At 41.2% G+C, this 13,320-nt stretch carries 10 protein-coding genes; 8 read left to right on the forward strand and 2 right to left on the reverse strand.

Features of this window, described 5'->3' with window-relative positions; translation table 11 throughout:
* Positions 1 to 132 precede the first annotated feature (132 nt).
* The 8 genes from recD2 to SYN7509_RS26795 all read left to right on the forward strand — a co-directional run bounded on the left by recD2 (position 133) and on the right by SYN7509_RS26795 (position 11,170).
* Positions 133 to 2,265 (forward strand): SF1B family DNA helicase RecD2, encoded by a 2,133-nt coding sequence (gene recD2 / locus SYN7509_RS26780; RefSeq protein WP_084610772.1) that lies wholly within the window; start codon positions 133 to 135, stop codon positions 2,263 to 2,265.
* Positions 2,237 to 3,313 carry a tyrosine-type recombinase/integrase gene (locus SYN7509_RS0222075; protein ID WP_009630385.1) on the forward strand — a complete coding sequence of 359 codons (1,077 nt, stop codon included), beginning with the start codon at positions 2,237 to 2,239 and terminating at the stop codon, positions 3,311 to 3,313. The genes recD2 and SYN7509_RS0222075 overlap by 29 nt, the downstream gene beginning before the upstream one ends.
* On the forward strand, positions 3,310 to 4,791 hold the full coding sequence (locus SYN7509_RS0222080; RefSeq protein WP_009630384.1) for a tyrosine-type recombinase/integrase: 1,482 nt from the start codon (positions 3,310 to 3,312) through the stop codon (positions 4,789 to 4,791). The genes SYN7509_RS0222075 and SYN7509_RS0222080 overlap by 4 nt, the downstream gene beginning before the upstream one ends.
* On the forward strand, positions 4,784 to 6,397 hold the full coding sequence (locus SYN7509_RS0222085; RefSeq protein ID WP_009630383.1) for a tyrosine-type recombinase/integrase: 1,614 nt from the start codon (positions 4,784 to 4,786) through the stop codon (positions 6,395 to 6,397). Before SYN7509_RS0222080 ends, SYN7509_RS0222085 begins: the two co-directional genes overlap by 8 nt.
* Positions 6,394 to 7,323 (forward strand): DUF6262 family protein, encoded by a 930-nt coding sequence (locus SYN7509_RS26785; protein WP_009630382.1) that lies wholly within the window; start codon positions 6,394 to 6,396, stop codon positions 7,321 to 7,323. Before SYN7509_RS0222085 ends, SYN7509_RS26785 begins: the two co-directional genes overlap by 4 nt.
* A 125-nt stretch (positions 7,324 to 7,448) precedes the next feature.
* Positions 7,449 to 9,062, forward strand: a complete 1,614-nt coding sequence (locus tag SYN7509_RS27875) for an AAA family ATPase (protein WP_009630381.1) — start codon at positions 7,449 to 7,451, stop codon at positions 9,060 to 9,062.
* Between the two features lie 163 nt (positions 9,063 to 9,225).
* A complete protein-coding gene (locus SYN7509_RS0222100) occupies positions 9,226 to 9,456 on the forward strand; it encodes an ATP-binding domain-containing protein (protein WP_084610774.1) in 231 nt (76 codons plus the stop codon).
* 310 nt (positions 9,457 to 9,766) lie between these two features.
* Positions 9,767 to 11,170, forward strand: a complete 1,404-nt coding sequence (locus SYN7509_RS26795; protein ID WP_227501577.1) for an FAD-dependent oxidoreductase — start codon at positions 9,767 to 9,769, stop codon at positions 11,168 to 11,170.
* On the opposite strand, the gene SYN7509_RS0222115 is transcribed toward SYN7509_RS26795, so the two are convergent.
* Positions 11,164 to 12,648 (reverse strand): cytochrome P450, encoded by a 1,485-nt coding sequence (locus SYN7509_RS0222115; protein WP_009630630.1) that lies wholly within the window; start codon positions 12,646 to 12,648, stop codon positions 11,164 to 11,166. The genes SYN7509_RS26795 and SYN7509_RS0222115 overlap by 7 nt on opposite strands.
* Positions 12,649 to 12,764: 116 nt before the next feature.
* The gene (locus tag SYN7509_RS0222120; protein ID WP_009630629.1) at positions 12,765 to 13,259 is read right to left on the reverse strand and encodes a hypothetical protein; all 495 of its coding nucleotides are present in this window, start codon (positions 13,257 to 13,259) and stop codon (positions 12,765 to 12,767) included.
* Positions 13,260 to 13,320 lie beyond the last annotated feature (61 nt).

The raw sequence follows: 13,320 nt of genomic DNA on the forward strand, positions 1-13,320 counted from the left end.
TTCCTTTGCACTTCACTATAAAATTATAGTATTTGTGTACTATGAAATTAGTGTAAAACCTTGCTTGAGGCTGGTAATTTATAGTAAGGAATGGAGGTTTGAGCAGTCGCTACTTTTAGTGAGGATGGAAAAGTGTCTGTTGAGGATGAGTCACTGGTAGGAGTAGTAGAACGCTTGACGTACCACTCGGCAGAGTCGGGGTATAGTGTAGCGCGGCTTAAAGCTTCAGGTCACAGAGACTTAGTAACGATTGTAGGTAGCTTTCCTAATATTCAAGCAGGTCAAACACTAAAACTAGCTGGGATATGGCGGGAGCATCCCAAGTTCGGGCAACAGTTTCAAGTCACACAGTATCAGGAAACTAAACCTGCCACGATTACAGGGATTGAAAAGTATTTAGGCTCCGGCTTGATTAAAGGGGTGGGGCCAGTCACCGCCAAACGCATCGTCGCTCACTTTGGGTTCGATACTTTGGATGTTATTGAACATTCAATTGAGCGCTTAAAAGAAGTCCCCGGCATCGCTACAAAGCGCGTGAAGATGATACAAGAAGCCTGGGATAAGCAGAAGGCGATTAAAGAAGTGATGGTCTTCTTGCAAGGGCATGGTGTTTCCACAACTTATGCAGTAAAAATTTACAAGCATTATGGCGATGATTCGATCACAATTGTTACCAACAATCCGTACCAACTAGCAACGGATATTTATGGGATAGGTTTTGTAACAGCAGATGCGATCGCACGGAACTTAGGGATCGCACCAGATAGCGAGTATCGATACCGCGCGGGGATTATCCACGTCTTAGGCGAAGCAGCAGAAGACGGTCATTGTTTTTTACCCTATGTGCAACTGGTCGAGAAAGTAGTAGAACGATTAACAATAGCCGATCATCAACCATCATCCCAGGTAGTAACCCAACTAATTTATGTAATGGCGATGGACGAGGAGTTGGTGATGCAGGGTCATCGGCAGCATCAATTTATTTGCTATCAATTACCATTTTTTAGCAGCGAACAGAATTTGGCTAAACGGCTGCATCAGTTGTTGAGCCGTCCGGTCGTAGTAGATAAAGAGAGAGTTGTTGGATGGATTGACAAGTTTACAAAAGCAACAGGGATGGAGTTATCATCTGGGCAAAGGCAAGCGGTAGAAATGGCAGCTACTCAAAAAGTCCTAATTCTTACTGGAGGACCTGGAACGGGCAAAACTTTCACAACTCGGACAATTGTGGCATTGTGGAAAGCAATGGGTAAATCAATTGCTCTAGCTTCGCCGACGGGCAGAGCCGCACAGCGATTGAGCGAGATGACGGGCTGCGAAGCCAAGACTATTCATCGCCTACTGGAATTTGACCCCAAGACGATGAAATTCAAGCATGACCTAGAGAATCCAATAGAGGCGCAAGCAATCGGCATAGATGAAGCATCAATGCTTGACCTATTCTTGGCTCATTCACTGCTGAAAGCAATACCGAATGATGCCCAATTACTTTTAGTAGGGGACATCGATCAGCTTCCTAGTGTGGGACCAGGAAACGTGTTGCGCGACCTGATTGCAAGTGAGCAAGTACCTGTAGTGCGATTAGAACAAGTATTTCGCCAAGCTCAAACAAGCCATATTGTCAGCAATGCCCATCGGATTAATTCTGGGCAGTACCCACGTCTTGAATCGGTATCTCTAAATCCGCGTTCCGATTGTTTATGGTTAAACGCTCCCGAACCTGAACATGGAGTTCAAGGTATTCGAGAATTGTTAACAGATGTAATTCCAAAATTAGGTTTTGACCCAGCGAAGGATGTACAGGTGCTATGCCCAATGACTAGGGGAGAAGTGGGAACGCGCAATCTTAACGCGGTACTGCAAGAATTACTTAATCCACCGTACCAAGGTAAGGCTGAACTATTTCGAGGGGGGATGAAACTGCGCGTGGGCGATCGGGTAATTCAGCAAGTGAATGACTATAACCGCGAGGTGTTCAACGGTGACTTGGGGACAGTTGCCGCAATTGACACCGAGGAACAAGAGGTGACAGTGCAGTTTGAAGGGCGGAGTGTCACCTATGACTATGCGGACATTAATGAGTTAGCACTAGCATTTGCTGTGACTATTCATTATCTTTTACAGAATATTTATATTCAACAACAACAACAACGAGTCTTTTTTTATTCATGGTGTAGGGATATCTCGTTACAAAATTTAGCTTATACAACGAGTATCATGACTATATACTTAGTAAATGAAACTCACACTGCAAAAAGGAATTGACCCAAACACTTTAGAGATAGTCTGGTTGATGCTAGACGGGGACTATCAGGTCATCGAACCTATTCAGAGGTACCTAACCTATCTCAGCACTAACAAATCACCTAAGACTGTCGAGGCATACGGTTACGACTTCAAATTGTGGTGGGCTTTTCTTGACAGTAGGCATCTAGACTGGCGGAATATTAAGCTAAATGACATAGAAGACTTTGCCTATTGGCTCAGGGTTGGAGATACGTCTGTTTTGTCGATACAACCAGTAGAGGCTAAACGGTCAGAGAAAAGTATTAATCGAGCTATCACAGCAATCATGGGTTTTTATGACTACCACATTGTTAATCAAACCGTTGATTTCAAGCAGTTTAATAGGTTTTACCTTCCGTATGGAATAACTAGACAAGGATTACTGGCAGGCATTGCTAAGAGTAATCCAATTCGACAGAAGCTAGTCAAACTAAAAGAGCCAAAGAAATTTCCTGGTTGTCTTACTGACGAACAGGTAGAAATTTTAGTCAATACTTGCCATCGCTTGCGAGACAAATTCATAATCCTAATGCTCAACGGAACGGGAATGAGAATCGGAGAGTTACTGGGACTACAACATGATGATGTTGGAGATGCCAATGACTATTTCATCCAAGTTAAGAAGCGAAATAATCTCAATGAAGCAAGAGCAAAAGGTCAGGAAAGGTTCATCCCTGTTATTCCTGAACTATTAAAGATGTATGACGACTACCTGATCTACGAGTACCCAGAAGTAGAATCGCCTTATGTATTCGTCAACATTTGGGAAGGAGTAGTAGGTCAGCCGATGAAAGCGGGTGTAATCAACACCATGTTCTACCGCTTGAGTGAGAAAACGGGTATTAAGGTATATCCGCACCTGTTTCGGCATTCATACGCTACAAGGCTTCTCAAAGCCAAATACCCACCAGAGCGGGTAAAACATCTATTGGGACACGCGAGCATTCAAACAACCTTAGATATTTATTCTCACGTACTTAGTGAAGGAAATCTCATAGAGGTAGTAGAAAGAGAGGAGAATAAATGAATTCATTTGAATTAATTCTAGAGAAAAATTATCCTTTTTTTAGTCAAAGTCAAGAAATTAAACAACTTCTTAAAAATCCATTGCTTAAAAAAAATGTTTGGCAAACTGTAGAAGACTTAGGATTAAAAATCAAAGACCATCAAAAAATATCAACCATAAATTTTAATGGATTTTCACAACACTGGTTTGAGTTGTCAGTCAAAGTATATACGTTAGTAAAGGCTAAAATAGGTTTTTCAGTTAGCACAATTAAGATTTACGTAGGAAGTCTAAAAACTTTTTCTTGTTTTTTAAAAACTCAGTCCATAGACAATCCTGCTAAAATCAGCAACCAGACTTTTGAAAGCTTTGATTACTACCTAAAGACAAAAAAAATAACTGAAGGAACAACCGAGGGATATTACAAAGCCTTGTGCAGCTTTTTTGAATTTTGTCGGATTGAGAACTTGTTTAACGTTAACACTTATTGGTTTAAGGGGAAATTTAAGTTAAGATGTCCAACTAATGAACAAATCAATTATATTCCTGAAAATATTTGGAATCAATTAGAACAAAATCTGTATTATTTTCCTGAAACCCTACAAAGAATGGTTCTCGTGATAAGAACAACAGGAATGCGAATTGGGGAGCTTTTAAATATGCCTTTTGATTGTTTGAGAAAGAGAAAGAGCCAATGGCGGCTACGCTTTACTACTGAAAAATTTAACATAGAAGATGAATTACCAATACCGTTAGAATTAGTTGCTGTTATTAAAGAGCAGCAATACTATATTAGACAAAATTTGGATAAAGACTATGAGAAGCTATTTTGTGGAAGTAATGCCAAAACAAATGTTTCTAATAAACTGATATTTCAACCCCAGCCCAAGGTTATGTCTGGTTCAACATTTAATAAGTGGTTAAATAGATTGGCGAAGAAAAGTAATATTTGTTCTCATGAAGGAGAACTTTGGCATTTTACTTCTCATCAATTCCGCCGTACAGTTGCTACGGTAATGACCAATGCTGGTGTGAGAGATTTAATTATTCAAAAATATTTAAGACATCGTTCTCCTAATATGCAGCGTCATTACAAACATCTTCTTAAACAAGTTTTGGGAGAAGAATATCAAGAACTGATGCGAGAGAAAAAGTATGTTGACATTGCTGGTAAAGTTATCACTACTTATCAACCTAAAAATCCTATCACTGAGTTAATAAGGCGGAAAATGCACTCTTTTACTACTCAGTACGGAGAATGTCATAGGCCAATCGTAAAATCTCCATGCCAAACAGTAAATGCTTGTTGGCGATGCGAACATTGGCGTACTTCCAATGAAGACTTAGTTTATTTAAAAGAAGATTTAAAGCGAGTTGAAGAAGAACTAAAAACTGCTCAAGTCTTGAAAATGGTTCGACAGCAGCAAGGTTTAGAAAACGACCAAAATAGCTTAATGAGTTGTATTAAAGGATTGGAGAAGCTTGCTGATAATGATTGATATAGATTGGAAAGAGAACTACAAAATCGGTGAGTTTGCTTGTCCCAGTAAGGATTGTAATGCTAGAAATGTTAGACTATCTGGTAGCGGAAAAAAAGGAAAAAGAAAATTTTACTGTCCAACTTGCGGAATTTCAACTGTTCAATCAATAGATCTTACTGCTAAAGTTCTTAGTCAATTCTCTGATCAAATACTAATTGGAAAAGAATTTAGCTTTGAAGATGAAGTATGGGATTTAAGAACTGTAACATCTTCCTATCATGAGAGAGTTAGTAATTTGACTGTCAATTTTGCTACTGTTCATTTAGCTTGGTTTAGAAAATATGTAAAAAAATATATTTATCAACTTTGTAAACTTAATAAATCTTTTAGCTATATAATTACAAGTTCGCATCATCTTAGAATTTTTTCTCAATACTTAAATGAAAAAAACATTCAAGGAATTTTTGAGATAAACCGCTGTTTAATCATTGATTTTATGGCTTGGGATAAATCAGGACATTATGGTAGACGGAACAGATTGTTAGCTCTGCGCGATTTTTTTATAACAGGAACAATCAAAGACTTTTTCAATCTCGAACAAGAGCTGATTAGAAAATCTGACTTGCCCAAACAAATAATCAATAATCCTGATTCCATTCCCGATTTTGTTCTGGAAGAAATTGAGAAAAGGTTACATAAAATTCCTGACTCAATTGCCCGGATGTGGTTTATAGCATTTTTTACAGCTATGCGACCAAATGAACTAGCATTTTTAAGCAAAAATTGTTTGATTCAGGAAGGAGGGGGTTGGAAAATTGTTTGGCAACGTAACAAGACACAAGACCAGCACGAAATCCCAATTACTAGAATCATTGCTAAAGTTGTTCAACAACAGCAGAAATATATTCAGGATCTCTGGGGTGATGAGTGGGATTATTTATTTTGCGATTATCAATACTTTTCTAGAACAGATCCAAGTCAACCTAATTTGAAGCCTGTTAAAAAAGTAATCCATAAATCTCACAATCCCTTGAATATAATTATTAGATGCCTCATCAATGCTGAAAATATTCAAGATGAAAATGGTGAATTAGCTAAATTTAGTTCTTGTTTAGTTAGACCTACTCGCTTAACACAACTGTTTGAACAAGGACACGATCTGGCAGTGGTTAGTGCGTGGGCTGGACATAAACGATTAGTAACTACTAGCACTTACTACACTCATATAAGCTGTGATTTAATTGAAAAAGAAGCTGGACATATCCAGAAAGCTCTTCTTAATGCAGAGGGAAAACCGTTGCACTACGAATCTTTACCTAAATCCTTTTGGGAAGATCCAACGGCCCATCAACTCGAACTCTTTGGCGACCACATCAACACTCCTATTTATGGCTATTGTGGTCTGCCATTGGACGAGCGTTGTGAGAAGTTCCGAGCCTGTTATACCTGTCGCTGTTTTGTCGCTGTACTTGAAAAGTTACCTCAATACATCAAAGTTCGGGATGAATTGAGAGCGAAGGAATCTAGAGCCAAAGTCAACGGACAAGACGTGCTTGTTGAGCAGTTCGGACGGCAATCCGACCAGTTAGACAAGATTATTGCATCATTACAGGAGGCAGCATGAGTAGGGGGGATACTAGGGAGTCTAGGATTGATATCCTTAAACAGACCCAAGAAGCTCGTAAGCAGGATTCTCTTGACCGAGTGTACAAAGCTATCGAACGGCTACGGAAGCTCAATGCCAAAATTAACTTTCAGACCATTGCTAAAGAAGCCAATGTTAGCGTTAGCTACCTATATAAGTACCCTGAACTAAAACGCCATATTGCCGAGTTACGGTCTAAACAGAATTCAATGCCTGTTACTCCTGTAGCTCAACCCAATTCGTCTGCTACGGGAAAGATTATTGCTAGGCTAAAAGAGCGTATTCGACAACTAGAGCAGGAAAACAGCGAACTCAAACGTAAAAATGAAGCATTAGCAGGGCAGGTCTACCGAGTTCACTATCTACAAGAGCAAGTAGAACGACAGCAGCAAACAATTGTTGATTTGCAAACTCGTATAAAAGAGCGAGTGGGAGAGAGCAGTGCAGTTAAGGTCACTCCCATTGCTCAAGCTAAAAGCCGTCAAGTGAGTGATGTAGTTCAAGATGAACTGAAGAGTTTAAGGATTCGGTCTACAGAAAGCCTAAACCGAGTAATCCGTGAACATGATGAAGAAACTGTTTTATTTGCTATTGAAGCCTTTAGGCAGTACAAAAAGACTCATGAAATTCAGAGTCTTGCTGGTTGCCTAAGACGGGCTATTGAGGAAGGTTGGGTTCCGAACGAAGCAGCAGAACCGTCAACTTTTGAGCATAACGAGTTTGACCAGTTCTATGCAGATGCAGTGGCTAAAGGTTTCCTGCTTGATGTCCCCAAGAACCACCTTTCAGTGCAGGGAGGAGAGTTTGTAGTCAAAATTGATCGAGCTTCAGTTTACGGTTCTTGGACTCCTATGCCTTGGCATCAGGCTAAAGCTGAATACGAGGAAGAATATACTGACTGCTAATCACTTTTCTTCATTATCTCGCATAGTTTTGATGTTCTAAGATTCTTTTCGTAGATGCAATATGCTTTTACACAGCTTTATTTTGCTTTGTTTAAAATAATAAAAGTCTAAATGGCAATACATCCGTGGTCTTTAATCTAGCAATCCCTCCCTCTGTAGGCGAACCACTCAATCTTACTATCAACCTCGGAGAACACCTGTTCATCCTTGGTGCCAACGGTACAGGTAAGTCCAGCCTTATGCAACATTTATATACTTCTCACAATACTACCGCAAGATGGATATCAGCACATCGCCAAAATTGGTTTTCTTCTAACGCAATGTCTCTATCGTCCCAGCAGAAGCGAGACTTTGAATCCAATATCCGAAGTGCAGACACTAATCAACAGTCGCGCTGGAAAGATGATTACGCTACACAACGCGCAAGCATTGCAATCTATGGTCTCATTGATGCTGAAAACGTCCGTGCGCGATCAATTACTGGTGCAGTTGATAGTGAAAATATTGAGCTTGCAAAAACTCTTGCAAAGAAAGATGCTCCTATAAAAATTATCAACGAGCTTTTACGTCTTTCAAATGTTCCCATTGAGATTTCTGTCCATGAGAATGATGAAGTAGTTGCTAAAAAACATGAAGGTGTTGCTTATAGCATTGCAGAGTTATCAGATGGTGAACGTAATGCTTTGTTAATTGCGGCGGATGTGTTAACTGTTAAGGATGGTACATTAATACTCATTGACGAACCGGAACGCCATCTTCATCGCTCTATCATTTCACCGCTCTTGACACTTTTGTTTTCCAAACGAAGTGACTGTGCATTCATTGTATCTACACACGAGGTGATGTTGCCCTCCGATAATCCAAGCGCACGTACATTACTCATTCGAGACTGCACTTATACTGGTGCTTCCGTAAGTAGTTGGGATGCAGATATTGTTTCCTCCGGCAGTGAAATAGATGATGATCTCAAAAAAGACATTCTTGGTGCGCGCAGAAAGCTCCTATTTATTGAAGGTACTGAGCAAAGTCTTGACAAGCCGCTTTATAGTCTAGTATTTCCAACCGTCTCTATCGTTGCGAAATCAAGCTGCCGCGATGTCGAACATGCCGTTTCTAGCCTTCGGGAATCTGGTGATCTGCACTGGCTTCATGCTTTTGGTGTTGTTGATAATGATCGGCGAATGGAAAATGACATTAATCGACTCAAAGAGAAGGGTATATATGCTCTTTCGGTGTTTTCAGTTGAGTCGATCTATTACCATCCGCAAGTTCAATGGTTTGTTGCACAGCGTCATGCAGCTGTTACTGGGAATGATGCCTCTACACACCTCGCTAATGCTAAAACTGCTGCGCTCGAAGCAATTAAACCACACATCCAACGCTTGAGTGAGCGAACTGCTGAAAAGGCACTTCGTGAGGAAGTTTTTCGGCATCTGCCTCGAAGACAAGAAATCGTAGAGGGGAAGCCTATAAATATTGCTATTGACGTGGCTAGTGCTGTCACAGCAGAGCGTGAACGGCTACAAAATGCCTTTAATGCTGGCAATTTGACGGAGATTATTTCACAATATCCAGTTCGTGAGACACCTGCCTTACAAAAGCTTGTAAAGGAGCTTGGATTTCAAGACTGTGAACAGTATCAAGGGGCTGTACGGAAACTATTAATGGATAATAACGAAGCATTAGCTTTTGTTAAATCTCTTTTTGGCACGCTGGAATCCGATATTGAGGCAGTATGATTGCGTGTATTCATATTCTGCCTCAGTGTCTAACAATCTCATTGCATATCGGCACGTTGAGTAACCACTCAGTTGCGAGGACTTAAATTTTACATCGTGGAATATATACACAACAATAAAACTATCATTACATCATCGTTGTAGATGTTATGTAATACATAAAATACATAAGGCACAGGGTTCAGAGTATCCAGTGGTAATCCTGCCTATATTCATGCAGCATTACTTGATGCTGTCGCGCAATTTGATTTATACGGGTTTAACTCGTGCTAAAAAGTTAGCAATTGTCGTTGGGACAACTAAAGCAATTGGTTTAGCTATTAGGCAAGTTAGAGATCAAGAGCGATACACTTATTTGCAAGACCGATTGAAATTGCTATCAGTATCAACCTAATTAACACTAACTAATAAGTTAGTAGCGCTAGTTTTCTTATTATCTCAATTTTACTATTCAACTATAAAATTAGGTTGAAATTGATAGTGGTTTCAATAGAGTTAAGAATTCTACACACCTTTGGCTTTGGCTCGATAAAACTATTAGTTCTTAAACTTTTCCACTACATTATTAACTTTCTTTTCTTAAGTAGGGAGTTGCTGTTAACTGTGGAAAAGATGGGTGAGAATATTAGTAAGGCTAAGATGTTTGACGAAACAGCTTTTTTATAGATGGGAGTTGATCTACTATTAAAGCAAATAAGCATGGGTTGGTAATTGGCGGCAGTATGGCTGGTTTAGTAGCTGCACGAGTTTTAGCAGACTGCTTTGAGACAGTAACGATTGTAGAGAAAGATTACTTACCAACAACTTGCCAACCACGCCGAGGTGTACCTCAGTCCTGGCAAGTACATGTGTTGCTAGTGCAGGGACAACGAATTTTGGAACAGCTTTTTCCTGGTTTAGAAGCGGAACTAACTGCTGCTGGTGCAGCCACCATAGATTGGACATTAGATTGCGCCATGTTTGGTTTTGGTGGTTGGGAGCCTCGCTTCAAGTCAGGGTTGATTACGCGCACCTGTAGCCGAAATTTACTAGAGTGGTCAATCCGTCATCGACTGGAGGCTTACAGCAATATCCGCTTCATAGAAAATAGCCAAGTAGTGGGATTGCTGTCCAATCCTGACCAAACTAGAGTTAGTGGTGTTCGAGTGCATCCTAACTATCCGGTGCAGGGTCGCAGTGTGGCTGAAACAGCGTTAACAGCCAATTTAGTAGTGGATGCTAGTGGTCGTACTTCTGAAGCTTCGCAGTGGTTAGAGGCATTAGGCTATCCAGTACCGCAAGAGAGCGTCATTAATGCTTTCGTAGGTTATGCTAGTCGCTGGTATCAGCGTTCAGATATTTCTGTAGCTGATGGGCAAAGTCTATTGGTATGGCCCAAACCACCTAATAGCTCTCGTGCTGGCATGCTCTACCCGATCGAGGGCGAACGCTGTATTGTGACGCTCACAGGTGTAGGTCGAGATTACCCGCCGACTGATGAGGCTGGCTTCTTAGAATTCGCACGTAGTTTGCGTACTCCAAGTTTATACGAAGCGATTAAAAATGCCCAGCCACTATCGCCGATCTACAGCTATCGCCGCACGGAGAATCGCTTACGTCACTACGAACGACTGTCTAGATATCCCGAAGGTTTCGTAGCACTAGGGGATGCAGCTTGTGCCTTTAATCCTATTTATGGTCAAGGTATGACCGTTGCTGCTATGGACGCTGTGGCTTTAGCTCAATGCTTGGCAGAGCAAAATCAACAAGGTAACGAGTTAGCTGGTTTAACCCGACGTTTTCATAAGCAGCTAGCAAAAGTTAATGGTATTGCGTGGATGATGGCAACTAGCGAAGACTTGCGATGGTCTACTACTGAAGGTGGTCAGACTAGCATAATTAATCGACTGATGCAATGGTATATAGATCGAGTACGGTCAGTCACTATCAACAATCCCAAGGCTTTAGAAGCCTTTCTGGAGGTACTACATTTAGTCAAGCCGCCCACTACACTTTTTCAGCCGAATATCTTAGCATCAGTTCTCAAGCACCTAGTCAAAGGTATTAACTCTAGGGCAGCACATAAAGCAGTCTTACTTAGCCAAAAAAGTATGGAATCAATTCAATAACTAGGCAAGTTCACCATATCCCGCACGTTACCACGCACCTGCCCTACCCCCAAATTTAACAAGCGGTCTTGCTTATGAACAATCATGGGCATTCCCTGTTTAGGAGCCATAACAATTAATCCAGTGCGGTCAACTTTGATCCGCGGGACACATTGTAGACGGAAGCGCTGTAAGAGCATTGCTAAGACAATCTTGATTTCCATCATGGCAAAGGCTGCACCGATACAAGTGCGCGGTCCTGCACTAAAGGGATTGTATTCAAAAGTATTAAGGGCAAGCGCTTCAGGGCGATGAGGATTAAACGCCTCTGGATGAGAATATAGTTCGGGCATATGATGGGTTTGGTAGATGCTAACGAATACCTCTGTGCCTGTAGGCAAGGTATAGCCGCCTAATTGGGTTGGACTTGCGGTGACGCGCCCGTTCCAAGGTACAGGTGGCAGGATGCGAAGACTTTCCTTAATTACTCGCTCCAGCAAAGGTAACTGTGACAATTGTTCGACTGTTGGAGCTTCACCCTTAAGCAAGCTATCTAACTCGTCTAAAAGGTCGGCAGCGATTTGTGGGTGTTGCGTCAGTAAAAATAACGTCCAAGTTAAGGCATTAGAGCTAGTTTCGTGACCAGCGGCAAAGATTACACCAGTATGTCCTAAAAGTTCATCTTCACTCAAGAAAGCGCCACTTTCTTCGTCTCGTGCCTGAAGTAACATTGATAGTACATCTGGCTGGTCACTACCTCTACCGCGCTTGTGTTGGATCAGCGCACGCATTTGATCGTCCAGTTGAGCCATGAGGTTGAGCAAGCGGTGATAAGGGAATCCAGGGAGATCCCAAGGCAGGAGGGCTACCTGCGGTGTTCCTAACAGAGCTAATGTATCTTGCAATAGTCTGCCAGTATTGCCACCTTCAATGCCAATATCTTCACCAAATAAGGTTTTGGTTGCCACTCGTAAGGTGAGCAGCCGCATGATTTCTGCAATGTCATACTGCTGTACCACCCCTAACTGGTCGAGGACAACTTGAGTAATGCTAACTATATCGTTTCGGTAAGACTCAATGCGCTGTTTGTGAAAGGCAGGCATCAATAATTGGCGATGCTGACGGTGCTGTTCGCTATTGACACCGAACAGTCCCACACCAAAGTGCTTGAGAGGTTCGGTTCGTTCGCAGCGCGATCGCTGGCGGTACATCTTTCCTGATAAAGGATATTTATAATAAACTTCGTGTTCAGTGGCTACTTGACGGACAAATTCTGGTCCATAGACGAAGACCGTCCCAGGGCAGTTAGGCAAAGGTGAGTAGATATTAGTACCACCACCATAGGCAAGAGAAACTATCGGACCATAGGTTTCAAATAACTGGCGCGTGTAGCCAACAGAGTCTTTAACAAAGCGAAATAAATTAGTGCTGCGTCCAAAGAGCTTTGCTGGCTGAGGTCCAGGAACTGTTAAGGCAAGATTATTTGTAGTCGTTGCCATTGGTGTCTTCTCGTAGGAGGATATTTTCTAACTGATAAGAGAGCTTGACTTGGTATTATATGGAGTATCGCTGGGCAACAAATCCATACAGGATATTTTTACATCTTTTATTCAGTCTAGCTGCTCATCTTAATCATTGGTTGTGCTACTTCAATCAGACCAATGGGCAGATTTTGCAAAGTTTCAGGAGTTACCTTTTGTTCCTTGAGCCGTCTAATTAACTTACCCTCAATCCTTAATTCCCTTAACCTGTGATTGTCGCTTTCTAATAAAAACATTTCTTCATACTTACCTGCGTTAATAATTAACTTATTTTCCGCAAGCATACGGTAATCAAATATCCGAGGTGGACTATTATCGGTTAGGCTTTTGTTAGTAAAGACTTGCGGTTGGTCGGCATCAACACACCAACACATATCACCCGAATCTGATTTTTTGTTATATTGCCAACCCATCTTTACACCAAATTCGGTTGCGCTCAGACAGTGAATCTGGCTAATTGCTGCTAGTTCTTGGTTATCTAACCAATTTACTGACACGGTTACAAGTTGAGAAATCCAAATACCTTGCGAACGTAACCAAAAATTATAAAGTTGAGAGTGTGTAAGCATACCTACCTCCTGTAGTTGCTCAACCTAATTAAGCCAACTCTCACTATTTAACTCTGGTTTA

The organism is Synechocystis sp. PCC 7509, assembly GCF_000332075.2.
Lineage (GTDB): Bacteria > Cyanobacteriota > Cyanobacteriia > Cyanobacteriales > Chroococcidiopsidaceae > Aliterella.

What these genes read in the sequence shown, in the direction of transcription:
- SYN7509_RS0222075 (WP_009630385.1), top strand. Translation starts at nt 2,237, where the DNA reads ATGAAACTCACACTGCAAAAAGGAATTGACCCAAACACTTTAGAGATA.
- SYN7509_RS0222080 (WP_009630384.1), top strand. Translation starts at nt 3,310, where the DNA reads ATGAATTCATTTGAATTAATTCTAGAGAAAAATTATCCTTTTTTTAGT.
- SYN7509_RS0222085 (WP_009630383.1), top strand. Translation starts at nt 4,784, where the DNA reads ATGATTGATATAGATTGGAAAGAGAACTACAAAATCGGTGAGTTTGCT.
- SYN7509_RS26785 (WP_009630382.1), top strand. Translation starts at nt 6,394, where the DNA reads ATGAGTAGGGGGGATACTAGGGAGTCTAGGATTGATATCCTTAAACAG.
- SYN7509_RS0222115 (WP_009630630.1), bottom strand. Translation starts at nt 12,648, where the DNA reads ATGGCAACGACTACAAATAATCTTGCCTTAACAGTTCCTGGACCTCAG.
- SYN7509_RS0222120 (WP_009630629.1), bottom strand. Translation starts at nt 13,259, where the DNA reads ATGCTTACACACTCTCAACTTTATAATTTTTGGTTACGTTCGCAAGGT.